Raw genomic sequence first — 25,985 nt, 5'->3', positions numbered from 1 at the left:
CCGGTGACTTGCCCGGTACAATCCGGGCAGTCCGTATTCAATAATTATTAGGAGGGACATCAATGAGTTTAGTACCTTATGTCATTGAGCAGACGAGCCGTGGAGAACGTTCCTACGACATATACTCAAGATTATTAAAAGAAAGAATCATTTTCCTTGGAGAAGAGGTAAATGATGTGTCGGCAAGCGTAATTGTTGCAGAGCTTCTCTTTTTGGAAGCGGAGGACCCGGATAAGGATATCCAGCTGTACATCAACAGCCCTGGCGGTTCTGTAACCTCAGGAATGGCAATCTACGACACCATGCAGTACATCAAGTGCGACGTTTCTACCGTGTGTATCGGTATGGCGGCAAGCATGGGGGCGTTTTTGCTGTCAGGCGGCAAGAAGGGCAAACGCTTTGCGCTTCCTAACGCCGAGATTATGATTCATCAGCCGTCAGGCGGAGCACAGGGACAGGCGACAGAGATTCAGATCGTAGCAGAGCATATTCTGAAGACACGTCAGAAGTTGAACCAGATACTGGCCGAGAACACCGGACAGAGCCTGGACGTGATCAAGGTCGATACGGAGAGGGACAATTATATGTCGGCTCTGGAGGCTAAGGAGTATGGATTAATAGATGAGGTAATTGCCAGTCATTAAGGGCAATATGAGGTGAAAAGCATTATGGCAGGAAAAGTAAGCGATGATACAGTTAGATGTTCTTTCTGTAATAAGACGCAGGCGCAGGTGCGTAAGCTGATCGCAGGTCCGAACGGGGCATATATCTGTGATGAGTGCATTGACGTGTGTGCCGAGATTATTGAGGAAGAATTCGAATACGATGAGATAAGAGCGTTTGATGATATTAATCTTCTGACGCCGGAGGAGATAAAGGCATTTCTGGACGAGTACGTAATCGGACAGGATGAAGCAAAGAAAGTCCTTTCAGTAGCTGTATATAATCATTACAAGCGGATTATGGCAGAGCAGGATTTAGGAGTGGAGCTGCAAAAGAGTAATATACTGATGCTTGGGCCGACTGGCTGCGGGAAAACGCTGCTTGCCCAGACTCTTGCGAAGATTCTGAATGTACCATTTGCTATTGCGGATGCCACGGCATTGACTGAGGCCGGTTATGTGGGAGAGGATGTTGAGAATATCCTTCTGAAGGTGATTCAGGCTGCAGACGGAGACATTGCCCGCGCAGAGCACGGCATCATCTATATCGATGAGATCGATAAAATTACAAGAAAATCTGAAAATCCGTCCATCACACGCGACGTATCCGGTGAGGGAGTACAGCAGGCACTCTTGAAAATAATTGAGGGTACTGTTGCATCGGTTCCCCCTCAGGGTGGGAGAAAACATCCCCATCAGGAATTGATTCAGATAGACACGACTAACATCCTGTTTATCTGCGGCGGAGCTTTTGAGGGGATCGATAAGATGATCGAGACCCGTATCGATAAGAAGTCAATTGGATTCAATGCGGAGATTGCATCCAAGCATGAATACAATGTGGATGTGCTGCTGCATCAGGTATTGCCGCAGGATCTGGTAAAGTTTGGCCTTATACCGGAGCTTGTCGGACGTCTGCCTGTGACGGTGACTTTGGATATGCTGGATGAAGAGGCCCTGATCCGGATACTGACAGAGCCGAAGAGTGCAATTGTGAAGCAGTATCAGAAGCTGCTGGAATTAGACGGCGTTAGGCTTGACTTTGATGAGGATGCTCTCTACGCAATCGCAGAGACATCTTTTGCAAGAAAGACGGGAGCCAGAGGCCTTAGGGCGATCATGGAAGATATTATGATGGACACCATGTTTAAGGTGCCGTCTGATGATACGATCAAAGGATGCCGTATCACAAAAGAAGTGGTGAAAGGGACGGGAAAACCATTGTATGAATGCGATGGAGAAGAACGCAGATCGTTCCTGGCATCGGAGAGTGCATAAGAAAGACAGGCGGGTGCAGTGGTATACCATGTATCCGCCTTTTCACATGCACATAAAAAGCCGATAAGGCAGTATTGTGGGTGGAGGAGATAATATGAAAAGTGAAAAACAGAGCCTTCCGATGGTTGCGCTGCGTGGTATGACTATCATGCCGGAGATGGTGGTGCATTTTGATGTTAGCCGCCAGCGTTCAATAGCGGCGATCCAGGAGGCTATGGTAGAAGATCAGAAGATTTTCATGATAACACAGAAAGATCTGGAAACTGAAAATCCAAAGCAGGAGGATCTTTATGAAGTAGGAACCGTAGGAACGATCAAACAAATTATTAAGCTGCCGAAGCATATCATGCGGGTACTCGTTTCCGGGGAGACGAGAGGCGTCCTGCAGAAGATCGAATACGAGGATCCCTATCTGCGCGCGGAAGTGGATGTTATGGACGAATCCGATGTGCTGATTAGGGATGATTTGAATGCACAGGCCATGGAGCGCGGCCTTAAAGATATGTTTGTGGACTTTGCTGCAAAGAGCGGGAAGATGTCCAAAGAATCAGTGGCACAGGTTCTGGAGATCAAGGGGCTGAAAAAGCTGGTCGATGAGATCGCGGCCAATACTCCGCTGTTCTATACAGATCTTCAGGAGATTCTAAATGAAACCGATTTTTGGAAGCGTTACGAGGCGCTGGCCTTTAAACTGGTGAATGAAATACAGATCATGAACCTTAAAGAAGAGATCCAGATGAAAGTAAAGGAGCGGGTGGATAAACACCAAAGGGAATATATTCTCCGGGAACAGTTAAAACTAATCCGGGAGGAACTGGGGGACGATACAACCCTCACGGATGCAGAGGAGTTTGAAAAAGCGGCGAAGGGACTGAAGGCTCCCAAGGAAGTGAAAGAGAAGCTGGCGAAGGAAATCAGCCGTTTTAAAAGTTCCCTGAACAGTCCTGCAGAAAGCGGCGTTATCAGGACCTACATCGAGACGCTGCTGGAAATGCCGTGGAATAAGTCGGTAAAAGACAGCGGAGATATCGTATTCGCCCGGAAAGTGCTGGATGAGGATCATTATGGTCTGGAGCAGGTGAAGGAGAGAGTGCTGGAATTTCTTGCAGTGCGCTCCCTGACTAAAAAGGGAGAAAGCCCGATTCTGTGTCTGGTGGGCCCCCCGGGAACCGGTAAGACCTCGATTGCAAAGTCCCTTGCAAGAGCGCTGAAAAAGCCTTATGTCAGAATTTCCCTGGGCGGTGTGCGGGATGAGGCCGAGATCCGCGGTCATAGAAAGACATATGTGGGAGCCATGCCCGGCAGAATCGCGAATGGGATGAAGACTGCGGGCGTGAAAAATCCGGTTATGCTGCTTGACGAGATCGACAAGGTAAGCACCGATTATAAGGGGGATACATTTTCCGCTCTCTTGGAAGTACTGGACAGCGAGCAGAACAGCAAGTTCAGGGACCATTATCTGGAGGTGCCGATGGATCTGTCAGAAGTGCTGTTTGTTACGACGGCAAATACGCTGCAGACCATACCAAGGCCGCTTCTGGACCGTATGGAAGTGATTGAAGTGAGCAGCTACACGGAGAATGAGAAGCTCCACATTGCCATAGAGCATCTGATTCCAAAACAGCTGGAGAAACACGGATTAAAAGAGGAGCAGCTGACTTTCAGTAAGCATGCGATCTGGAAGATGGCACGCAACTATACGAAGGAAGCCGGTGTCAGACAGCTGGAGAGGGAGATCGGGAATATCTGCAGAAAGGCTGCCAAGGAAATACTGACAGTAAACAAGAATAAGATCACGATAACAGAGAAGAATATTCATAAATATCTCGGAAAAGAAAAATATACGTATCAGATGGCAAATGCTTCGGACGAGATCGGTATTGTACGCGGCCTGGCCTGGACAAGTGTGGGCGGAGACACGCTTCAGATTGAAGTGAACGTCATGCCCGGAAATGGCGAGATTATGCTGACAGGGCAACTGGGTGATGTGATGAAGGAATCGGCGCGAACAGGGATCAGCTATATTCGTTCCATCAGCAGGCGGTATCAGATTGCAGAGGATTTCTTCGAAAAGCACGATATCCATGTACACATTCCGGAGGGGGCGGTTCCCAAAGACGGCCCTTCCGCAGGAATTACTATGGCAACGGCTATGCTTTCTGCCATTACGGAACAGAAAGTCCGCGCAGATCTGGCCATGACCGGGGAAGTGACGCTGCGCGGCCGGGTGCTCCCGATAGGGGGACTGAAGGAGAAACTGCTTGCGGCGAAAAACGCGGGGATCAAGACGGTGCTGATTCCAAAAGAAAATAAAATAGATGTGGATGGCCTTTCCACCGAGATCACGAAGGGCCTGGAAATCCTGCCCGTTGAAAGTATGGATGAGGTACTGAAGGCGGCCCTGACCGGGGAGACGAGCGGGGATAAACCGCAGACAGGAGAATAAAAATGGTAATCAAAAGCATTAATTTGGAGACAGTCTGCGGGATCACAAGCGTGCTTCCGGACAATGACAAGCCGGAGATCGCGTTCGCAGGGAAATCTAATGTAGGGAAATCTTCGCTGATCAATGCGCTGATGAACCGGAAATCCTATGCGAGAATATCCGCTACACCGGGTAAAACACAGACGATTAATTTTTATAATATCAACGAAGAGATGTATCTTGTAGACCTGCCGGGCTATGGTTACGCAAAAGTCTCAGAAAAGGAAAAGGTACAGTGGGGAAAGCTGATCGAGCGTTATCTGAATGGATCCACCCAGCTGAAGGCTATTTTTCTGCTGATCGATATCCGGCATGAGCCTTCTGCTAACGATAAGATGATGTACAGCTGGATCGTGGAACAGGGATTCCAGCCGATCATCATTGCCACAAAGCTGGATAAACTAAAGAGAAGCCAGATTCAGAAGCATGTGAAAATGGTGAGAGAGGGCCTTGACCTGGTTCCAGGGACGAAGATTATACCGTTCTCCTCAACCACAAAACAGGGCAGAGATGAGATTTGGGAGCTTATAGAAAGCGAGTATTTAGACAGAGCAGAGGTGGAGTAGATATGGAGAACAGACGGCCGTACTGGCAGGTCGCTGTAAGCCTTGTTTTTAGTCTTGCGGCGACAGCGGCTTTTGTGTTTATTGGAATAAAATCAATCGGATTTTTTATGCCGTTTGTCATTGGCTGGATCATATCGGCGATTGCCACGCCCGTAGTGAACTGGCTGGAGAAAAGACTGAAGATTGTGAAAAAACTGGGTTCGGCCCTGATTGTAATCGTAGTGCTGGCATTGATCGTACTGCTTATTTACTTTGCCGTCAGTAAAGTATCTGCGGAGATCGGGGATCTGATTAAAAATTTTCCGGATCTTTACGCCCAGCTGGAGGAAGGCCTCCGCGAGATTGGGAGCACACTGTCGGGAGTATTCTCGAAGCTTCCTGCGGGGATACAAAACGGCTGGAATGCTGTTGTTGCAAATCTGGATCAGTCGATGGGCGAGCTGGTGACTAAGATCAGCCAGCCGACGGTAACTGCAGCGGGCAACTTTGCAAAGAGTCTGCCGTCCTATCTGATAGCCTTTATTGTGGCGATGATGTCGGCCTATTTTTTCACGGTTCAGAGAGAAGAAGTGATCCTATGGCTGAAAAAAGTTTCCCCTCCATCGGTGGAAAAGCGGATGAGCCTTGTCATGGACAATCTGAAATATGCGGTGGGCGGATATTTCAAGGCGCAGTTCAAGATCATGGGAATCGTATTTCTTATCCTGTTTGCAGGACTGGGGATGTTCGGTGTACATTACGCCATTCTGATTGCGTTTCTAATCGCATTCCTGGACTTCCTGCCCTTTTTTGGTACGGGCACAGCCATGATACCGTGGGCCTTGTATAAGCTCCTAACGGGGGATTACAAGATGACGGTGGCGCTGCTTGTGATCTATGTGATCACCCAGCTGGTGCGTCAGCTTCTGCAGCCGAAACTGGTAGGAGACAGCATGGGACTGAATCCGCTTGTGACGCTGCTGCTGCTCTATATTGGATACAAGGTGAGCAGCGTGCTCGGGCTGATCCTGGCGGTTCCGGTCGGAATGGTACTGATAAACATGTGCCAGGCTGGGGCTTTTGATTATATATTCGATGATGTAAAGATACTCGTGGAGGGGGTTCTGGGGCTGCGGGAGTAGGGGTGGAGGTCCGCCTGCCAGCGGTTTTGGTATCAGGCACAGGGGAAGTGTGTGCTGGTTTTACTGGCTGTCCATTCGCTAAGCGCAGCTAGAGAGAAAACGGCCGGATTTTATGGAACATGAAGGATTCACTGCGCTGTCTGATGACAGCGCAGCTCAGCCTTCAATGACATTTGATTTTGTGAATCAAATGTCATCCATAAAATCCGGCCGTTTTCTCTCTAGCTGCGCTAAGCTTATTCTATGCCTGTAAAACCAGCACACACTTCCCCTGTGCCTGATACCAAAACCGCTGGCAGGCTGGGCGCATCCGGTGAGGCGGTGCGACGGATCAGGAGGTGGTTTAAACGGATGGGGGTTAAAATTGTTTTTATGTTCTCGTATTTGAAGAATTAGGTGCTTTGGGTGGAAATTTTTATTAGTGGGGTTATGGATATGGCTCCGGAGATGTCTATGTTTCTTACTTCCGGAGGGTAGGTCAGGCTGAAGGATAGGCGGGCTTCTTCGGCTGCTGCTGCGTTGGTGGTGAAGCTTCCGGCGGCGGAGGTGTTGCGGGAGCCGCTGCCTGCGGGGGCAAGGAAGGAATAAAGCAGCTGCAGGGTTCCGTTGATTCTGGGAACGATCTGCATGTAATTGTCTGGCTCTGTGGTGGCCAGGAGCAGATAGTTTATTAGGTATAGATAGCCGGGGGGCAGAATGATTTCGGTGTTTCCGTTTAGGTGTATCTGAGTGCCCTCCTGGAAAATGGGGATCAGAGGCAGGTTTGAACCTGACGGCGGACTGGACTGTACGCCGTACTGGGCATAAAAATTGATACTTTCCCCGGGCGGTTCGGGCGGACATGGTGGAATTGGCGGTGGACAACAATTTGGTCTCATATTGATACACTCCTTCTCTTTCTTATATAATCAGTATATTGATAAGACAGGAGAGTGTGACGGGAAGCAGATGGTTTTACAAGCCGTTTCGGCGTTTTCCGCTCTTTTTTACGTGGTGCAGGCTGTACATGCAGAGCATCAGCCAGATGGGCAGAATGATGCCTTTCAGGACGCTGGAGATGCTGATACTCCACCAGATTCCATTGAGTTTCAGCAGGCTGGCCGAGAGGACGGCTGCCAGTGGAATCCGAAGTGTGTTGAATATGATTCCGATCAGAGATGGCGGCAGTGTTCTGCCTAGTCCCTGGAATGCTCCGGCGGATGCGGCCTCTGTGCACATAAAAAGCTGTGAGACAGCCAGAATGCGCAGGTAGTCTGTGCCCATTGGGAGGATGTCTGCTTCCGGGATGAAGACGCGGAACAGGATTTCCGGGAAAAGAAGGAGCGCAAGCGTCGTAAAAAGACCCCAGGTGCACATGATTTTGAGTGCGCTGAAGTAGCCTTTTCTGACACGGTCGTTTTTGCCGGCGCCATAATTCTGCGCGGTAAATGCATTGACTGCACTGCCAAATCCCTCCGCGGTCATCCAGGAGATGGATTCGATCTGGCTGCCGACTTTCTGGACTGCAACGGCTGCATCGCCCCAGCCTGCGATCATTCTCGCAATCAGCATGGAGATGCCGGTGAAAATCAAATTCTGGACGGAAGCGGGAAGACCCACAAGCAGAATTTCCTTCATGCGGTTTACGGCAGGCCGCTGCAGAATACGGACTTTTGAAAAGATCAGAGCATCCCTCCGTATACGCAGGAGATAGATTGAGAACACCATTATCTGTGCAAAAACAGTAGCTGCAGCGGCCCCCTTAACGCCGAGACGGGGCAGCGGCCCAGGCCCGAATATCAGAACCGGGTCTAGGACCAGATTGATCACAAGCCCGATCGTTGTGGACCAGAATGTGATCATACTGTTTCCCATGGCCGTCAGAAGCCCTGTGAGAATCTGATTGATAAAGTTAAATACAATTCCTCCACAGGTGACCGCCAGGTACCAGCGGGCATCCAGAATCACTTCCGGGCTGTTGAGGCGGAAAAAGCCAATCAGTGGTCTATTAAATATCACGGATATCACGCCGTAGAGAAGTCCGAAGAGCAGTCCCATCTGCAGGGAAGCAGTGGCATACTGTACCGCCTTTTCCTCTTTTCCGGCGCCCAGAGACTGGGCCGTAAGCACCTGTCCCCCCATCCTTGCAAGCATGGTAAATCCGGCGGAAAGCCAGATATACATGCCGGCCGCCCCAACGGCTGCCACGGCATTACTGCCAATCCGTCCGATCCAGAGCATATCGGTCAGATTATAGGCCATCTGAATCAGCGAAGTCCCCATAATGGGAAGGGCCAGTCTGGCCAGCGACCCGGCTATGGGGCCATTTAACAAGTCAATTCCTTTTTTCATTCTATGAATTCCCCTAACTAAGCAGTTAATTATATTTAAAATAAATACAGCAGTACCGTTTGTACTTCTGAAGAGTTATAAACAGCGGTAATATTATAACATGGAATGATACGATATGACAGGGGAAAACCAGGAAGCAAATTCCCCTTCCCATGAACCATAATAAGAATTGACTTCCCGGTGATTCCAGGCCTATAATAGTTGTATTACAATTACATATAAAGAAAATGGAGGCGTTACTATGACAAAGGTATTAATTCAGCCAGGCCCATGCGGACTTGACACACAGGTAGAAGCAACTTCAGAGGACGGGATGGAAGTACAGGTAAAGATTACATCTGGCTGCGAATCCATCAATAAAATGACAGAAGAATTAGGTGATACATGGGACGCCTACGAAGTCTGTCTTGGAAAACCAGGGACCGGCCCGCTCTACGATTATGCAGCAGAAAAACTTCCGGGCCATGCATCTTGTCCTGCCATAGCAGGAATCATCAAATGCATCGAAGTAGAATGTAAACTGGCACTCCCAAAAGACGCATCAATCACATTTGTTTAGGGAGTGAGGTTTTTAACGAACGGATGGGGGGGACGCTGTCTGGAATCGCGGCAGTCCTCTTTGGGATGCGGCTTTGCGGCGTAACAGCCGCTAATCAAAATGAAAGCCAGCATGATGGACACCGCCGACAAACACGGGTATGCCGATGCATACCCGCTTGAGTCGGCTTAATCGCAGGACTGGAAGTCCTGCGATTAGTCCATATGCTGGCTTTCATTTTGATGTAGCGGCTGTAACACCGCAAAGAAGCATCCCGAAGAGGACTGCCGCGATTCCAGACAGCTGGTGCATCCGGCCGGTCGGAAAATCATCCCTCCTCGGGAGAAAATCAGAACGGGAGCAGCGGATGTTGCCTGAATGCTCGGTAAGAAACATACAATAAAGTGATAATAACCTATAGATTATATATCCGTAGACCCATTCCCAGCCGCCTTTCCCGTCTGCGGCCCCTTTACCGCAATCCCTCAATCCCGATTCAGCACTCCTTTGATATATTTACCTGTGTAGGATTGCGGATTCTCAGCGATTTCTTCCGGTGTTCCGGTTGCGACTACGGTTCCGCCTTTGTCGCCCCCTTCCGGTCCTATATCGATGATATAATCGGCAGTTTTGATGACATCCAGGTTGTGTTCGATTACGATGACGGTGTTGCCGTCACCGGAGAGCCGCCTTAGGATTTCTGTCAGTTTGTGGACATCGGCAAAGTGGAGGCCGGTTGTTGGTTCGTCCAGGATGTAGACTGTCTTTCCTGTGCTGCGTCTGCTCAGTTCGGACGCCAGTTTAATCCGCTGGGCTTCGCCGCCCGATAATTCCGTTGAAGGCTGTCCCAGGCGGATGTAGGAAAGGCCCACATCGTTGAGGGTCTCCATCTTTCTACGGATGCTTGGAACATGCTCGAAGAACTGCAGGGCTTCCTCTACGGTCATATTGAGGACGTCATAGATGGTCTTTCCTTTATATTTAACTTCCAGAGTCTCGCGGTTGTAGCGCTTGCCGCCGCAAACTTCGCAGGGAACGTATACGTCCGGAAGGAAATGCATCTCGATCTTCAGGATCCCATCGCCGCTGCAGGCCTCACAGCGTCCGCCCTTGACGTTGAAGCTGAAACGCCCCTTTTTGTAGCCGCGCGCCTTGGCATCGGGGGTTGAAGCAAACAGATCTCGGATCAGATCGAAGACTCCGGTATAAGTTGCAGGATTGGAACGGGGAGTACGTCCGATCGGGGACTGATCGATGTCGATTACTTTATCGACCTGATCCAATCCTTCGATGCGCTTGTGTTTCCCCGGGATTGTCCTTGCACGGTTGAGTTCCTTTGCCAATTTTTTATAAAGGATTTCGTTCACAAGAGAACTCTTACCCGAACCGGAAACACCGGTCACACATGTCATAATTCCAAGTGGAATGTCTACATCAATATTTTTCAGGTTATTCTGCTGTGCACCGATAATTCTGAGGTATCCGGCAGGCTGTTCTCTTTTTTCGGGAATCGGTATTTTGATCTTGCCGCTCAGATAGGCTCCGGTGATGGAGTTCTTGTTTTTCATGATTTCCTGTGCGGTTCCGACGGCGATCACTTCTCCGCCGTGTTCGCCTGCGCCTGGGCCGATGTCCACGATGCAGTCGGCAGCCAGCATGGTGTCTTCATCGTGCTCTACGACAATTAGAGTGTTGCCCAGATCCCTGAGGTGCTTCAGTGTGCCGAGAAGCTTATCGTTGTCCCGCTGATGCAGCCCGATGCTTGGCTCATCCAGAATGTAGGCGACGCCTACCAGGCCGGAGCCGATCTGGGTAGCCAGGCGGATCCTCTGGGCCTCTCCGCCGGATAAAGTGGCGGTTGCCCTTGCCAGTGTCAGATAATCCAGCCCCACATCCATCAGAAACTGGATCCGGGCCTTGATTTCCTTCAGTATCTGCCCGCCGATCAGCAGCTGTGTCTCGGTGAGCTGCAGCTCCTGAAGGAACTTCTGCAGTTTATTGATGGACAGAGCGGTAACGGCGGCGATATTCTGACCGCCTACAGTAACGGCCAGAGCCCCCCTTTTCAGACGCTGCCCTCCGCACTCGGAGCAGGGGGTAATATTCATAAAGGTTTCATACTCTGCCTTCATAGAGTCGGATCCCGTTTCGCGGTAACGGCGCTCCACATTTTTCAGAAGTCCTTCAAAGGCCACATCGTAGACGCCTTCTCCGCGCTGCCCTTTATAATATACCTTTACAGATTTTCCGTTTGTTCCGTGGATTAGGATGTCATGCACTTTCTTTGGATACTTTTCAAAGGGAGTATCCAGATCAAACTTATATTCTTTGCAGAGCGCATCCAGAATCGCTCTGGTAAAACTGGATTTGTCCGTACAGGACTGCCAGCCGATGACTGTGATGGCCCCCTCGCTGATACTGAGCGATGGATTGGGGATGATCAGGTCCTCAGAAAATTCCATCTTATATCCCAGGCCGAAGCACACCGGACATGCGCCGAAGGGATTGTTGAAGGAGAAGCTTCTCGGCTCAATCTCTTCAATGCTGATTCCGCAGTCCGGGCAGGCAAAGCTCTGGCTGAAATTCATTGCTTCTCCGCCGATGATATCGACAGTCAGCAGGCCTTCTGCAAGGCTCAGTACGCTTTCCACAGAATCTGTCAGGCGCTTCTCAATACCGGATTTTACGACAAGGCGGTCCACGATTATCTCAATGTTATGTTTAATATTCTTATCCAAGGTAATCTCCTCGGATAATTCATAGAGGTTTCCGTCGATGCGTACACGCACGTAGCCGCTCCTTTTTGCACGTTCCAGGAGCTTGGCATGGGTTCCCTTTCGGCCCCTGACCACCGGGGCCATAAGCTGTATTTTTGTTCCCTCGGGCAGGTTCATGACCTGATCCACCATCTGGTCCACGGTCTGCTTCATAATCTCTTTGCCGCATTTGGGACAGTGGGGGATACCGATGCGCGCGTAGAGAAGTCGGAAATAGTCGTAGATCTCCGTTACGGTTCCGACTGTAGAACGGGGATTGTGATTGGTTGATTTCTGGTCGATGGAAATTGCAGGAGAGAGTCCTTCAATACTCTCCACATTCGGTTTTTCCATCTGGCCGAGAAATTGCCTTGCATAGGAGGACAGTGATTCCATATATCTGCGCTGGCCTTCCGCGTAAATTGTATCAAATGCAAGAGAGGACTTCCCGGAGCCGCTGAGACCGGTCAGTACGACCAGCTCATTTCTGGGAATGTCCAAATCTATATTTTTCAGGTTGTTTTCATTTGCGCCGCGTATCTTAATGTATTTTCTGGCGTCCATTTTTTTGCCCATGTGTAATCCTTCCTGTTCCTTCTAATGTATTTATAATGATCTGTCAGTCGTCCATATCGTTCAGGACTTTTTTGAGTTCCACCAGCTTGTCTCTCAGTTCAGCAGCGGATTCGAAGTTCAGTTCAGCAGCAGCCTTTTTCATCTGCTTTGACAGGTCTGCAATTAATTTTTCCAGTTCTTTTCGGCTCATGGATTCCGGATCTTTTTCCATCCGCATCTCCTCTGCGGCAACTTTCTTGGAAATACTGATCAGATCACGTACTGATTTACGGATCGTCTGCGGTGTGATTCCATGCTCCTCATTGTACTTCATCTGTATCTCGCGGCGGCGCTGTGTCTCATCCATAGCTGTCCGCATGGAATCTGTTATGGTATCCGCGTACATAATGACATGCCCCTCTGCGTTACGTGCTGCACGGCCGATCGTCTGGATCAGTGAGGTGCCGGAACGCAGGAACCCTTCTTTATCCGCATCCAGGATCGCCACCAGTGTGATCTCGGGAATATCCAGCCCTTCCCTCAGAAGGTTGATGCCCACGAGTACATCAAATACATCCAGACGCATATCACGGATGATCTCAGTACGCTCCAGGGTATCGATATCGGAGTGCAGGTATTTGACACGGATGCCCACCTCACGCATATAGTCGGTCAGGTCCTCGGCCATTCTTTTTGTCAGCGTGGTTACCAGAACCTTATTCTTTTTTGCAATCTCCTTATTCACTTCGCCGATCAGATCGTCGATCTGTCCCTCCACCGGACGGACCGTAACCTCGGGATCCAACAGCCCTGTGGGGCGGATAACCTGCTCTGTCCGAAGCAGTTCGTGTTCTTGCTCATAAACACTCGGTGTGGCAGATACAAATAAAACCTGATTGATCTTGCTCTCAAATTCCTCAAAATTGAGCGGACGGTTGTCCTTTGCCGACGGCAGCCGGAATCCGAAGTCCACGAGGGTAGACTTGCGCGACTGGTCACCGGAGTACATGCCGCCGATCTGAGGAATGGTCTTGTGGGACTCATCTATCATGATGATAAAATCATCGGGAAAGTAGTCGATCAGCGTGTAGGGCGGCTGCCCCGGTGCAAGCCCGGACAGATGGCGGGAGTAGTTCTCGATGCCGGAACAGAATCCGGTCTCCTTGAGCATCTCGATATCAAAATTTGTGCGTTCTGCAATCCGCTGTGCTTCCAGCAGCTTATCCTGGCGCTTGAATTCCTTAACGCGCTCCTCCAGCTCTGCCTCAATAGCGGTTACAGCGCGGGCGATATTCTCTTTGTCCACAACATAATGGGATGCGGGAAAGATTGCGATGTGCTTCAGCTCATCCTTGATCTCTCCGGTCAGGACGTCAATCTCGGTAATCCGCTCCACCTCATCCCCGAACCATTCGATGCGGATCGCGGTATCCTCGGAGTAAGCAGGGATCACCTCCAGAACGTCACCCCGCACCCGGAAGGTGCCGCGGTGGAAATCCATTTCATTTCTGTCATACTGAATCTCAATGAGCTTTGCCATGACTTCATCCCTGTCCCGCGTCATGCCCGGGCGCAGTGAAATCACCATGTTCTGGTAGTCCATCGGGCTTCCCAGTCCATAGATACAGGATACGCTGGCTACGATGATCACATCCCGACGTTCCGCCAGGGCCATGGTGGCGGACAGGCGGAGCTTGTCGATCTCGTCATTGATCGCCGAATCCTTGGCAATATATGTGTCCGATGAGGGAACATAGGCTTCCGGCTGATAATAATCGTAGTAACTTACAAAATATTCGACCGCATTTTTAGGAAAAAATTCCTTGAATTCCCCGTAAAGCTGAGCGGCCAGAGTCTTGTTGTGTGCGATGATCAGAGTGGGCCTGTTCAGCGCCTGAATCACGTTAGCCATGGTAAATGTCTTACCGGAACCGGTAACGCCGAGCAGAGTTTCAAATTGATTGCCCTCTTTAAACCCACGCACCAGCTCGGCAATGGCCTGCGGCTGGTCACCCGTGGGCTGGTATTCCGATACAAGTTCAAAATGATCCATAAACCCGATACCTCCATATATAAACAATTCCCTATAATTGGGAATTTCATACTTTCATAGTGTCAGATATGATTATAGCAGAGGTTCTGGAAAATGTACAGTAAAAACCGAATGTTTGTTCTGTATAATTGCGAGACCATGTAACCGTTCAGGACGGACTGAACGGTTACGCATCCAGCCCACGGAAACTCGCCTTCCGTGAGGGGAAAACATTGCAAAAAAGGCTGTTTATGGTATAATGAATGTCAGTGGGAAGATCATGTCTGCACATTTTTAAATGGAGAATTTCAGTCATGAATTTTAGTTACATCGTATAATGATTCGATATTGGATGGGGTCCATATTGGATTTTTACTTCGTTTAAATGAAATTACCCGTGCATGCTATTGATCGTCAATTCGGAAAATGAGCGAAAGGATAGAAGATATGAAAAAAAGAACGATTGCTCTGCTGATCCTTTCTGCCTTAATATTGTGTATATTATCCGGATGCATAGAGAACAGCAGAGTAGTAAACTATGATGGTCAGGACGAAGAAACTACAACCATTACCTTTTTTGGGAATAAGTATGAACCGGAAAATGTTACGGTCATAGAGGAGATCATTTCCGGTTTCATGACGGAGAATCCTGATATCCGTGTTTCCTATGAAAGCCTGAAAGGGACCGAATACTTTGAAGCCTTAAGAAAGAGGATGGCTTCCGGCAAGGGAAACGACGTTTTTATGGTAAATCACGATATCTTGCTGGAGTTGCAGCAGAGCGGGCAGGTGGCGGATCTGTCATCACTCAGCGTGATCCCGGAGTATACCAGGCAGATGCGCAGCCAAATGGAGGAGAACGGAAAAATCTACTGGATGCCTACCACGGTATCGGCGTTTGGGCTGTACTGTAACATGGATTTACTCAGAAAACACGGGCAGGAGGTGCCTCAGAATCTCGGAGAATGGGAAACGGTCTGCGGTTATTTCAAAGACAGGGGGATTACACCGATGATTGCTAACAATGACATTTCCCTGAAGACACTGGCCATCGGGTACGGATTTTACTCTATCTATCAGGAAGAGGTGCAGGCAGAAGTATTTGCTCGGATTAACAGCGGTGAAGAGACGCTGAGCCATTATCTGAGTTCCGGGTTCTCCATAGTGGAAAGTTTTATCCGGAAAGGATATATTGACGGAGAAAAGGCACTCGATACGAAGAAAACCTCCGATGATCTGAAAGAGTTTATCAAGGGAGAGTCTCCTTTTATGCTGACGGGGGCATGGGCGGCCGGGCGCGTCAGCGCGATGCAGCCGGAGTTCGGCTTTGAGGTGCATCCACTTCCGGTTTTAGAGGACGGTTCCCTGCTGGTGATCAATCCGGATACAAAATTGAGCGTAAATGCCGGCAGCGGGCATATAGATGCTGCTATGAAATTTGTAGAGTATTTTACCAGGGCGGAAAATATACAAAAATTTGCAGATCAGCAGTCTTCATTCAATCCGCTGCAGGGGGCAGATCCGTCACCGGCGCAGGAGATCCTGCCGCTGGTGTCCTGTTACAGAAGCGGGCGTACGGTGATAGGCACGGACGCATTGCTGGATCTGCCGATCTGGGAGCTGACTGCTGAAGCGTCACAGAAGCTGCTTGCGGGGGAAGCGCTGGATACAGTCATGGATTGGATGGATCTGCAGGTGGAGGAGGACAGGATGCCTTGAAAAAGAATGAAGCAACAGAACCAAAAAAATCAAAATTGCTGATTGTGACCGCAGCGCTTGTTACAGGCGTTTTGCTCAGCACCATTACAGCCTTTTTCGTAAGGGCAGTACAGAGCCAGCTGTGGCAGCAGTCGATGGCTTCCATTCTTGAGAGTACCCAGCAGGGGCGCAACACGCTGCAGATCCAGCTGCAAGGGGAATACGAAGTAATGGGAACCGTGGCGGCCCATTTAAGTGGATTTGCCAGTTCGCAGGCCGACGAACTGGACGAATGTTTAAGGGATTACAGTGCGGTGGACACAGGCATCCTCTTGTACCTGGAGAATGCAGCATGCTATCCGGATGATGTGGGGATCGATGAAAACTTAACGAAAATACTGGCGAAGAATGACCGGAAACAGGGAATTATTGCCCCGCATATCAGCAGTGTTACTGGCGTCAATGTGTTTAACCTGTATGTGCAGGTGACGCTGAAAGACGGTACAAAAGGATATTTGCTCAAAGAGTTTGAGGTGGATCGGATCGTCGACACTTTTACTGTTTCGTTTTATCAGGACACAGGCTTTTCTTATGTGCTGGATACAGAAGGCAATGTCCTTATCCGGCCGCCTCATCCCAACAGCAACAAAACCGTACAGAATCTCTTTGATATGCTGCAGGTACCTGAAAACAGCCACACCGGGCTGGAGCGTTTTACACAGTCCCTAAAGGAGGGGAAAACGGGATGGGCCACCTTTACCTATCAGGGAGAAAATACTGTTTTCTGCTATATCCCTTTGAAGCTGGATACTGACTGGTATTTGGTTTCCATTATCCCTTCCGCTGTTGTGAATAAGCAGACCAGCCAGATTATAATGCGCACCTTTGCCTTGATTGGCTGTATTATCCTGGGAATAGCCCTGCTGGTTCTGCTGTATTTCCGTTATGTAAACCGGGCGAACCACAGGCTCCGTAATCAGGCGGAGTATATCAGTCACCTGTATAATGCTGTTCCTGAGGGAATTGCCTTAACGACATCAGAGGAGCCGTACCGGTTTCTGCAGGTCAATGAGGAGGGGTTACGCCTTCTGGGATTTCCGAAAGGATCCCCGAACGACGTCCTGGAAGGGAAGAGTCTCCGCAGCATGGTATATCCCGAGGATTATGAAAGAGCGGTGCAGCTGTTTCAGGATGCCGCAGAGAATGGACATAAGAATGTTTTTGAAATCCGGGTCAGAACAAGGGATGATTCTTACTTTTGGGCGGCCGGGATTGTGGAAAAAACTCTGGATGAAAATGCTCATCCGGTATTCATCATTGCCATTCATGACATTACCGAGGAAAAATTGGCAGAAGAAGAGGCTAAGCGCAGGGATTTGCAGGAGCGTTTAACACTGGTGGGAGCGATCTCGAATGCGTATCCTTTGATCATCAGCCTTAACCTGTCCCATGATACTCTGAAGTTTGTGTATATCAGGCCGGGACTTATGCTCTCCATTGGAGGACAGCAGTCTTACAGTGAGTTGTATGCCGATATGGCGCCGTCTATTCACGAAGATCATCGGGAGCATTTTAAGCAGCGTTTCGCACCCGAATACCTTCTGGCTGCCCTGGGCGGAGAAAGAGATGAAATCAGCGGGGAATATAAACACCTGCTGGCGGATGGGAAGTATCATTGGATCTCTACTCAAATCATTGCGGTAGACAATCCCTATTCCGAGGATAAGCTGGCGATCCTGATTTCCCGGCGGATCGATGAGCAGCGGTATGAGGAGGAACAGCAGCAGCAAACTTTAAAGAGTGCATTAGAAAGCGCCAGGGCCGCCAATGTGGCTAAGAGCCAATTCTTATCAAATATGTCCCATGATATCCGTACACCCATGAATGCTGTCATTGGGATGGCTGCGATTGCGGCCGCGCATCCGGATGATCCGGACAGAGTGGCGGACTGCCTGAAAAAGATCGATATTTCCAGCAGGCATCTGCTCAGTTTGATCAACGATGTGCTGGATATGTCGAAGATAGAGAGCAGGAAATTGTCAATCAGAGAGGAGCCTTTTAATTTTGCTGAATTGGTAACGGATGTCATTGAACTTTTCAGGCCGCAGACGGCAGAATGCCGGCTGAAGCTGGATGTGCATCTGGCTGTATTGGAGAACGAAGCAGTAATAGGAGATTCTCTCCGTATTCGGCAGGTTTATATCAATATATTGAGCAACGCGGTGAAGTACACGCCTTCAGATGGGAAAATACGTGTGGATGTGCGGCAGGTAAAGGAGAGTCACAACGGATACTCCAGCTTTATATTCCGCTGTTCTGACACGGGAATCGGAATGAGCGAGGAGTTCCAAAAGAGACTATTCGAACCTTTTGAAAGGGTACAGGATACTACCAGCAGCAAGATTGTCGGTACCGGGCTTGGGATGGCCATTACCAAAAACCTGGTGGACTTGATGGACGGGAGTATCCGGGTGGAGAGCAAACTGGGAAAGGGGTCTTCCTTTACCGTGAGTATTCCGCTGAAGCTGCAGGCAAAAGGACCGGAGACTGCCCCCCTCGAATGGAGCGGGGCACGATGCCTGATTGCGGACGGCGACCCGCAGGTTAGTGAAAGCATGGTGGAACTGTTGGAAGACATGGGAATGCATGCCAGTTCTGCCGCCTCTGGGGAGGAGGCCGTTTCCTTTGTTTTACAGGCGAAGGATACGCAGGATCCGATTCGGCTGGTGATCCTGGGTCTGGAGATGCCGGATATGGATGGGGGTGTTGCCGCACGGTGTATCCGGGAAGCGGTGGAAAATGATATTCCTGCGGTCGTCCTGACTGCATACGATCAGGCGGAATTAGAGAGCGAAGCCCGCAGCTGCGGAGCAACAGCGAGTCTTACCAAGCCTCTTTACCGTGAGAAAATATCCAGTCTTCTTAGGAAGCTAAGCGGGGACGAGGAAGCGCCAAAACCGATGTTCAATGGAACTGCCGGAGATTTCAATGGAAAACGTGTTTTGCTCGTAGAGGATAACGAAATAAATCTGGAGATTGCACGCACACTGATAGAAGAGAGCGGCGTCCAGGTGGAGGAGGCATATAACGGAGAGGAAGCGGTGCGGAAGGTGTCGGAATCTGTGGAGAGGTATTATGATTTGGTTTTCATGGATATCCAAATGCCGGTTATGGACGGATACCAGGCAACAAAGGCGATTCGGGCTTTGAACCGGGATGATGCATTAACCCTGCCGATTGTGGCAATGACGGCCAATGCGTTTGAAGAAGACGTATGTGACGCGCTGCAGGCGGGAATGAACGTACATCTGGCGAAACCGGTTGATGTGGCGGAACTGGGACAAGTGCTGCAGCGATTCCTTGGTCAGAATATCTAATACGGCAGGTATCTTTAAGCAGCAGGGCAGGATGTTTTCCTGTATAAACGGGAAACAGCTCCGCAGCATACAGTGGCTACAAGGTACTAAAAAAGGGAACTGTGTACAAATTACTTTGTACAGCAGTTCCCTTTTTGACCGATACGTTTTGCCTGGTAATGAAATTATCTGTTATTCTTCCACATTTATACAGGAACACAGGTAACTATGAAACGCTTATCCAGCTGCTTTTTTCGGTGCCGTCTTAGGATAATTAAAAATATTTTTCTTAATAATATTATAGTAAATAATACAAACGATAATCGTACTCGTTGTAGCAGTAGGCGTTGCCAGTGAAAGATGGAAAAGTGTTGCGCCTGCCATATGGCTGAAAATATAGGCGGCTGGTACACGCATAACCCATGAATCCCAGAAAGCCTGGAAAAATACGAACTTTGTTCGGCTGCAGCCATTGTAAAATCCCATAAAGCAGAATAAAATACCAACCTGTATACAGTCAATAGAGAATCCTTTGAGATACTGTGCCGCTGCTGCGATAACTTCGCGGTTCGAGGTAAAAATTGAAGCCAGAACATCACCGTGGAAGCATACAAAATAGAACACGATAAGTCCCGTTACTACGGAAGTCCCCATACCATAGAAGAGCGTTCTCTTTGCTCTTTCCGGTTTCCTTGCCCCCATGTTCTGCGCAATAAATGCAGACATTGACTGCATGTATGAGATCGGTATCAATAACACGAAACTAACAACACGCCATGCAATACCGTATCCGGCTGACATGATGAGCCCCATGCCGTTTGCGAATGTATTGACAGCGAGAAATGAAATCTGTGTAACAAGATCCTTCATTGCTACAGGTGTTCCAATGGAAAACATCTCTTTGATCATATAATTATCAAATCGAATGTGGCTTAACTTGAAGACGAAAGGAAGCTTTGTAAAGCGGATTATAATAATTGATAAAATCAGACTTATAGCCTGAGCGCTTACGGTAGCAATAGCTACACCTTTTACTCCCATATCAAATACGGAAACTAAAACAACATCACCAATAACGTTAATTACACAGGCGATGATAACGAAAACCAACGGAAGAATAGAATTGCCGATACCTCTGAATATACAGCTCAGCAGATTATATCCGACAATAAAAACCAATCCTCCGCAGCAAATCGACAAATACTGAACGGCAAAATCATGAGCTTCTGCAGGCACGTTCATAGCACTTACCAATACTGGTGTTACAAAAACCATGATAATCGTTAGAATTACGCCAAAAACAGCAAATATGCTGATGGAAGCTCCCATAGATTTTGCGGCGCTTTCGCCGTCGTTCTCTCCGATATAACGCCCTATTGCTACAGTAACACCCATAGCAAGCCCTGTGACAACCACCTGAAGGAGATACATTACATTACCGCCCGAGGAAACAGCGGCACTTTCTGCAGGCCCGCAGTAACGGCTGATAACAATCAAGTCAACTGCACTGTATAAAGCCTGTAAAAACATAGATATCAGAATCGGAAACGTAAACTTAAGAAATGGGGACAATATGGGTCCCGATGTAAATGAATTTGTTTCATTATTGTTGCTCATCTTTAAACCACTCCTCTCAATAAGTGCATAAGTACATGAATACCACAGATTTTGTTGATGCAGAAATAACCTTATAAAACAACCTTAAAAAACATATCCTAAGTATTGCTGATTATCTTCGGCATTGCTCTTTATTTTATGACGTCTACTAAAAAAGAGCCCTCGCGGACTGGGCTGAAGATCGAGCCTTTGCTTCTGCAAAACACCTGCTGGAGAGGCAGACAGCATACTTAAAATAGATGAGATACGAGTATCGGAATACTCTTAATATACATTCTTTTCCCCCTTGCCTCCTTTGACTGATAATTATCATATGATATTTATTATGTAAGATTATTTTATCATCTGGGTACCTGAACAAACAGTGAACAATGCACACGAATTTAAATAAGAAAAGACACCTTCTGATTGTGCGGTAAATATGCACTCTTAACCAGATGGTGAAAGCATAGCGGGCTGAGATTTCACGCCTCAGATTATTGATTGAGCACTCTCGAGAACTCTTATTTTAATTATTGCTGAAGCGCTGACATAAAAACTTTCGAATTCTGCATACTAAATAAGTATATACAGAACCTTTTATATTTTTGGGTACTGCATACCAGTATCATAAAATATAAAAAAGGTCGTATTTTGGCGGGTGTATTTTTACAATCCTTAAGAAATACTAAAAATACAAAAAAGGGGTTTCCATTTCTGGAAAAGTTTATTATACTATTGGTGCAAGTTGGGGAGAGACTGCACGAGGAAACAGAGAAATTTATCTAGACCAAGGCGTGTTTAAAAATATACTTGAAGAAAAATTTCTGCGGGGCAGAGGAGTACGAATGAGTGGAGATAAAGAGTAATATGGGTTGTGGAAGGGAGCGTAAATATGTCTGTAGATATCGGGATAGATTTGGGAACAGCCAGTGTACTGGTGTATGTAAAAGGAAAAGGGGTTGTGTTGAAGGAACCCTCAGTTGTAGCGTTTGACAGGGATACGAATGTCATCAAGGCGATCGGGGAAGAAGCGCGCCTGATGCTGGGAAGAACTCCGGGGAATATTGTTGCGGTGCGGCCGCTGCGCCAGGGGGTTATTTCGGATTATACGGTTACTGAGAAAATGATTAAATATTTTGTACAGAAATCGCTTGGAAAAAGGACTTTTAAGAAGCCGCGCATCAGTATCTGTGTGCCGAGCGGTGTAACGGAAGTGGAAAAGAAAGCGGTGGAAGAGGCCACGTTTGCTGCAGGAGCCAGAGAAGTACATTTGATAGAAGAACCGGTAGCTGCTGCGATCGGCGCGGGGATTGATATATCCAAGCCCTGCGGGAATATGATTGTGGATATCGGAGGCGGGACTGCGGATATAGCAGTGATTTCGCTGGGCGGTACAGTGGTCAACACTTCGATCAAGATTGCAGGGGACGATTTTGATGAGGCAATCGTGCGTTACATGAGAAAGAAGCATAATCTGCTGATTGGTGAGCGCACGGCGGAAGATATTAAGATTAAAATTGGGACAACATATCCTCTTGTCGAGGAAGAGACCATAGAGGTCAGAGGACGGAACCTTGTGACAGGACTTCCGAAAACAGTCACGGTGACGTCTTCGGAGACTGAGGAAGCGCTGAGGGAGGCTACAGGGCAGATTGTAGAGGCAGTAATTGCCGTACTGGAACAGACACCGCCGGAGCTTTCCGCGGATATTCTGGACAGGGGTATCGTACTGACCGGCGGAGGCGCCATGCTGCGCGGTCTGGAGGAACTGATTGAGGAGAAGACAGGGATTCATACAATGACCGCCGAAGACCCCATGAAGGTTGTAGCGATTGGAACAGGTCAGTTCGTAGAATTTATGAGCGGCAGGACTGACTTCTAAGGGAGAAAGTCAGGGTGGGACAGACTGCTTCAGACGGTGCAATGCGCTGTCGAAGGGGTCTGTCTTAACTTATGTTACGGAGGAGCCTGCCGGACGTTCCGCGGATACTCTGCGAGACGAAAGGCTCCGGTTAGGAGGAAATTTTGGAAGTAGTCACCGGATATGTGGAGCATATTGTGTTCCGGAATGAGGACAATGGATATACGGTATTTAATCTGGAAAATGAAGACGGGGAGACTACCTGTGTTGGCAGTTTTAACTATATTAATGAGGGGGAGATGCTGGAACTGCACGGGGAGTTTGTGAACCACAGTGTGTATGGAAGCCAGCTCAAAGTGAACTCCCATGAGGTAAAGGAGCCTGAGGATCTTGTATCTATAGAACGTTATCTGGGATCCGGGGCCGTGAAGGGGGTCGGAGCGGCGCTGGCAGGGAGAATCGTGAGGAAGTTCAAAGAGGATACGTTCCGCATCATTGAGGAGGAACCGGAGCGTCTGGCTGAGGTGAAGGGGATCAGCGAGCGGAAGGCCAGGGAGATTGCCGAGCAGGTAGAAGAGAAGAAGGATATGCGCCGGGCGATGATCTATCTGCAGAAATATGGGATATCCACGACTCTCGCCGTTAAGATTTACAAGTATTATGGAACGAAGCTGTACCAGGTGCTTGAGGAGAACCCGTACCAGCTGGCGGATAACATAGAAGGCGTGGGGTTCAAGACGGCCGACGAAATCGCTTCCAGAATAGGGATACATACGGATTCGGATTTCAGAATCAGAAGCGGTATTTTTTACACGCTGCAGCAGTCCACCCTGGAGGGACATGTCTATCTACCCCAACAGGTACTGGAGGCCCGCGCCGGGCAGCTTCTTGGGGTGAACATCCAGGATGTGGAAAAGTATATCATGGATCTCTGCATTGAGAAAAAGACGGTGCGCAAAGAGGCGGAGGGCGAGATCAGGATCTATCCGGCCCGCTATTATTACCTGGAACTCAACACGGCCAGGATGCTGCATGATCTGAATATCGACTGCAATATGCCGGAGGACATGATGGAGAAGCGGCTCAGAAAGGTGGAGCGGCAGGAACAGATTTCCCTAGACCCCATGCAGCACAGGGCGGTGATAGAATCCATCAAGCACGGGCTTCTGGTCCTGACCGGCGGGCCCGGGACAGGTAAGACGACTACAATTAATACCATGATCCAGTTTTTTGAGAGTGAGGGGATGAGCATTCTGCTGGCGGCGCCTACAGGAAGGGCCGCTAAAAGAATGACAGAGGCCACCGGATATGAGGCGCAGACGATCCACCGCCTCCTGGAGGTCAGCGGGAATCCGGAGGAAGAGGGCAATGTAAATGGCTTTATGCGTAACCGGCAGAATCCCCTGGAGACGGATGTGCTGATTATCGATGAGATGTCCATGGTAGACCTTCCGCTGATGCATGCCCTGCTTTCAGCCGTTGTGGAAGGCACCCGGCTTATATTAGTGGGGGATGTGAACCAGCTCCCTTCCGTGGGACCCGGGAGTGTTCTGAAGGATATTATCGCTTCGGACTCGTTTCCGGTGGTAACGCTGACAAAGATATTCCGTCAGGCAGGCGAGAGCGATATTGTTGTGAACGCCCATAAGATCAATGCCGGGGAACCTGTCGTACTGAACAACAAGAGCCGTGACTTTTTCTTTTTAAAACGGCAGGAAGCAGATGTGATTATCAGTGTAGTGATTACCCTGATTCAGAAAAAGCTTCCCAGGTATGTGGATGCACTGCCCACGGAGATTCAAGTCATGACTCCCACAAGGAAGGGACTGCTGGGGGTGGAGCGGCTGAATACAATCCTGCAGCGTTATCTGAATCCGCCTTCTCCGGAGAAAGCGGAAAAAGAAAACGGGCAAAGATTGTTCCGTGTTGGGGATAAAGTGATGCAGATAAAAAATAACTACCAGCTGGAGTGGGAAATCTGCACCAAATTCGGACTCACTGTGGATAAAGGCATGGGAGTCTTTAACGGAGATATGGGGATTGTGAAGGAAATCAATTCCTATGATGAATCCATGGTTGTCGAGTACGATGAGAAAAGAACGGTAAAGTACCCCTTCGAGATGCTGGAAGAACTGGAACTGGCATATGCCATTACGGTCCACAAATCTCAGGGGAGCGAATATCCTGCGGTAGTGATACCGCTGCTGCAGGGACCGCGCATGCTATATAACAGAAATCTTTTATATACGGCGGTAACCCGTGCAAAAAAATGCCTGACAATAGTGGGGAGTGAAGCGACATTTCAGGAAATGATACAGAACAAAAACGAACAGAACCGTTACACAAGCCTGGCGGAGTGTATACGCGGATTTTAAATCTGCTCTATCCGCAGGTCTGTCCGTTTTGCGGCAGAATATCGGAACAGGGGATCTGCAGTGCCTGTAAAAAGAAGATTATCTATGTACAGGAACCACGATGCATGCGCTGCGGCAAGCCGCTCGAAAAGGCGGAACAGGAATACTGCAGGGACTGCGCAAAACAGGATGCCGCCTATGAACAGGGGCGGAGCGTATGGGTGCACAGGGAGCCTGTTTCGGGCGCAATTTATCGGTTCAAGTATGGAAATAAAAGGAATTACGGCCGGATATTTGCCGGGGAAATGGCGGAACACTGCGGGGCTCAAATCAGAAGGTGGGGAGTTGAAGAGATCATTCCGATTCCGCTCCATCCCGCCAGAAAAAGAAAACGTGGATATAATCAGGCGGAAATACTGGCTGAGGAGCTGGGCTGCCTTCTTCATATACCGGTTAGGAAAGACGTGCTTTACAGGATACGCAAAACCAGGCCGCAGAAAAGCCTCAATGACACGGAGAGAATCCGCAACCTGAAAGGGGCCTTCGCGGTGTCCGGAAAAGAGACGGTAAAGGCAAAAGTACTGATTGTAGACGACATCTATACGACCGGCAGCACGATCCGCAGATGCGCAAAAATGCTGAGACTTGCAGGAGCTGAAAAAGTGTATTTTTTAACTATAAGCATTGGACAAGGACTCTGAGTATATGCTATACTAAAAATGATGTTTATCTTAAAAGGAGATAAGACTCCCACCTTTACAGGTGGTTAAGAAAAATTAAATTTAGGAGGGAG

Annotated in this window: 16 protein-coding genes; 11 read left to right on the top strand and 5 right to left on the bottom strand. The window is 48.8% G+C overall.

Annotated elements, in window-relative coordinates; genetic code table 11:
- The first annotated feature begins 62 nt into the window (after window positions 1–62).
- From clpP to ytvI, 5 genes are all read left to right on the top strand, one after another.
- A complete protein-coding gene (clpP, locus tag BN1938_RS12580; RefSeq protein WP_025655644.1) occupies window positions 63–644 on the top strand; it encodes an ATP-dependent Clp endopeptidase proteolytic subunit ClpP in 582 nt (193 codons plus the stop codon).
- Window positions 645–668: 24 nt separating this feature from the next.
- The gene (gene clpX / locus BN1938_RS12575; protein WP_050640953.1) at window positions 669–1,940 is read left to right on the top strand and encodes an ATP-dependent Clp protease ATP-binding subunit ClpX; all 1,272 of its coding nucleotides are present in this window, start codon (window positions 669–671) and stop codon (window positions 1,938–1,940) included.
- 94 nt (window positions 1,941–2,034) lie between these two features.
- Window positions 2,035–4,386, top strand: a complete 2,352-nt coding sequence (gene lon, locus BN1938_RS12570) for an endopeptidase La (RefSeq protein WP_050640952.1) — start codon at window positions 2,035–2,037, stop codon at window positions 4,384–4,386.
- Between the two features lie 2 nt (window positions 4,387–4,388).
- A complete protein-coding gene (yihA, locus tag BN1938_RS12565; RefSeq protein WP_050640951.1) occupies window positions 4,389–4,991 on the top strand; it encodes a ribosome biogenesis GTP-binding protein YihA/YsxC in 603 nt (200 codons plus the stop codon).
- Between the two features lie 2 nt (window positions 4,992–4,993).
- Window positions 4,994–6,112, top strand: coding sequence for a sporulation integral membrane protein YtvI (gene ytvI / locus BN1938_RS12560; protein ID WP_050640950.1), 1,119 nt, complete (start codon window positions 4,994–4,996; stop codon window positions 6,110–6,112).
- Window positions 6,113–6,504: 392 nt separating this feature from the next.
- Here the strand turns inward: ytvI and BN1938_RS12555 are convergent, their stop codons facing one another.
- Both BN1938_RS12555 and BN1938_RS12550 read right to left on the bottom strand, forming a co-directional pair.
- The gene (locus BN1938_RS12555; RefSeq protein ID WP_050640949.1) at window positions 6,505–6,990 is read right to left on the bottom strand and encodes a hypothetical protein; all 486 of its coding nucleotides are present in this window, start codon (window positions 6,988–6,990) and stop codon (window positions 6,505–6,507) included.
- Window positions 6,991–7,066: 76 nt separating this feature from the next.
- A complete protein-coding gene (locus BN1938_RS12550) occupies window positions 7,067–8,443 on the bottom strand; it encodes an MATE family efflux transporter (protein WP_050640948.1) in 1,377 nt (458 codons plus the stop codon).
- A gap of 241 nt (window positions 8,444–8,684) precedes the next feature.
- Between BN1938_RS12550 and BN1938_RS12545 the strand changes: the two genes are divergently transcribed.
- On the top strand, window positions 8,685–9,002 hold the full coding sequence (locus tag BN1938_RS12545; RefSeq protein WP_025655649.1) for a DUF6951 family protein: 318 nt from the start codon (window positions 8,685–8,687) through the stop codon (window positions 9,000–9,002).
- A 464-nt stretch (window positions 9,003–9,466) separates the two neighbouring features.
- Here the strand turns inward: BN1938_RS12545 and uvrA are convergent, their stop codons facing one another.
- Together uvrA and uvrB are read right to left on the bottom strand one after the other, a co-directional pair.
- Window positions 9,467–12,313 (bottom strand): excinuclease ABC subunit UvrA, encoded by a 2,847-nt coding sequence (uvrA, locus tag BN1938_RS12535; protein ID WP_050640946.1) that lies wholly within the window; start codon window positions 12,311–12,313, stop codon window positions 9,467–9,469.
- A 43-nt stretch (window positions 12,314–12,356) separates the two neighbouring features.
- A complete protein-coding gene (uvrB, locus tag BN1938_RS12530; protein WP_050640945.1) occupies window positions 12,357–14,345 on the bottom strand; it encodes an excinuclease ABC subunit UvrB in 1,989 nt (662 codons plus the stop codon).
- Between the two features lie 426 nt (window positions 14,346–14,771).
- Between uvrB and BN1938_RS12525 the strand changes: the two genes are divergently transcribed.
- Both BN1938_RS12525 and BN1938_RS12520 read left to right on the top strand, forming a co-directional pair.
- Window positions 14,772–16,043 (top strand): ABC transporter substrate-binding protein, encoded by a 1,272-nt coding sequence (locus BN1938_RS12525; protein WP_050640944.1) that lies wholly within the window; start codon window positions 14,772–14,774, stop codon window positions 16,041–16,043.
- Window positions 16,040–19,399 carry a response regulator gene (locus tag BN1938_RS12520; protein ID WP_050640943.1) on the top strand — a complete coding sequence of 1,120 codons (3,360 nt, stop codon included), beginning with the start codon at window positions 16,040–16,042 and terminating at the stop codon, window positions 19,397–19,399. The genes BN1938_RS12525 and BN1938_RS12520 overlap by 4 nt, the downstream gene beginning before the upstream one ends.
- 216 nt (window positions 19,400–19,615) lie before the next feature.
- Here BN1938_RS12520 and BN1938_RS12515 read toward each other — a convergent pair whose 3' ends face one another.
- On the bottom strand, window positions 19,616–20,995 hold the full coding sequence (locus BN1938_RS12515; RefSeq protein WP_070102401.1) for an MATE family efflux transporter: 1,380 nt from the start codon (window positions 20,993–20,995) through the stop codon (window positions 19,616–19,618).
- An 874-nt stretch (window positions 20,996–21,869) separates the two neighbouring features.
- Here BN1938_RS12515 and BN1938_RS12510 point away from each other — a divergent pair.
- The 3 genes from BN1938_RS12510 to BN1938_RS12500 all read left to right on the top strand — a co-directional run bounded on the left by BN1938_RS12510 (window position 21,870) and on the right by BN1938_RS12500 (window position 25,893).
- Entirely contained in the window at window positions 21,870–22,859 is a 990-nt protein-coding gene (locus BN1938_RS12510; RefSeq protein ID WP_025655654.1) for a rod shape-determining protein, read from the top strand.
- A gap of 143 nt (window positions 22,860–23,002) precedes the next feature.
- Window positions 23,003–25,213 carry an SF1B family DNA helicase RecD2 gene (locus BN1938_RS12505; protein ID WP_050640942.1) on the top strand — a complete coding sequence of 737 codons (2,211 nt, stop codon included), beginning with the start codon at window positions 23,003–23,005 and terminating at the stop codon, window positions 25,211–25,213.
- Window positions 25,195–25,893 carry a ComF family protein gene (locus BN1938_RS12500; protein WP_050640941.1) on the top strand — a complete coding sequence of 233 codons (699 nt, stop codon included), beginning with the start codon at window positions 25,195–25,197 and terminating at the stop codon, window positions 25,891–25,893. The genes BN1938_RS12505 and BN1938_RS12500 overlap by 19 nt, the downstream gene beginning before the upstream one ends.
- The last annotated feature ends 92 nt before the right edge of the window (window positions 25,894–25,985 follow it).

It is taken from the genome of Eubacterium sp. SB2, from assembly GCF_001244405.1.
Lineage (GTDB): Bacteria > Bacillota > Clostridia > Lachnospirales > Lachnospiraceae > Faecalicatena > Faecalicatena contortus_B.
This window is presented reverse-complemented; position numbering and strand designations above follow the sequence as displayed.

Excerpts from the sequence above, each read along its gene's own strand:
- uvrB (WP_050640945.1), bottom strand. The coding sequence starts at position 14,345 with ATGGATCATTTTGAACTTGTATCGGAATACCAGCCCACGGGTGACCAG.
- lon (WP_050640952.1), top strand. The coding sequence starts at position 2,035 with ATGAAAAGTGAAAAACAGAGCCTTCCGATGGTTGCGCTGCGTGGTATG.
- BN1938_RS12545 (WP_025655649.1), top strand. The coding sequence starts at position 8,685 with ATGACAAAGGTATTAATTCAGCCAGGCCCATGCGGACTTGACACACAG.
- BN1938_RS12555 (WP_050640949.1), bottom strand. The coding sequence starts at position 6,990 with ATGAGACCAAATTGTTGTCCACCGCCAATTCCACCATGTCCGCCCGAA.
- BN1938_RS12510 (WP_025655654.1), top strand. The coding sequence starts at position 21,870 with ATGTCTGTAGATATCGGGATAGATTTGGGAACAGCCAGTGTACTGGTG.
- yihA (WP_050640951.1), top strand. The coding sequence starts at position 4,389 with ATGGTAATCAAAAGCATTAATTTGGAGACAGTCTGCGGGATCACAAGC.
- BN1938_RS12525 (WP_050640944.1), top strand. The coding sequence starts at position 14,772 with ATGAAAAAAAGAACGATTGCTCTGCTGATCCTTTCTGCCTTAATATTG.
- clpX (WP_050640953.1), top strand. The coding sequence starts at position 669 with ATGGCAGGAAAAGTAAGCGATGATACAGTTAGATGTTCTTTCTGTAAT.
- clpP (WP_025655644.1), top strand. The coding sequence starts at position 63 with ATGAGTTTAGTACCTTATGTCATTGAGCAGACGAGCCGTGGAGAACGT.
- uvrA (WP_050640946.1), bottom strand. The coding sequence starts at position 12,313 with ATGGGCAAAAAAATGGACGCCAGAAAATACATTAAGATACGCGGCGCA.
- ytvI (WP_050640950.1), top strand. The coding sequence starts at position 4,994 with ATGGAGAACAGACGGCCGTACTGGCAGGTCGCTGTAAGCCTTGTTTTT.
- BN1938_RS12550 (WP_050640948.1), bottom strand. The coding sequence starts at position 8,443 with ATGAAAAAAGGAATTGACTTGTTAAATGGCCCCATAGCCGGGTCGCTG.
- BN1938_RS12515 (WP_070102401.1), bottom strand. The coding sequence starts at position 20,995 with ATGAGCAACAATAATGAAACAAATTCATTTACATCGGGACCCATATTG.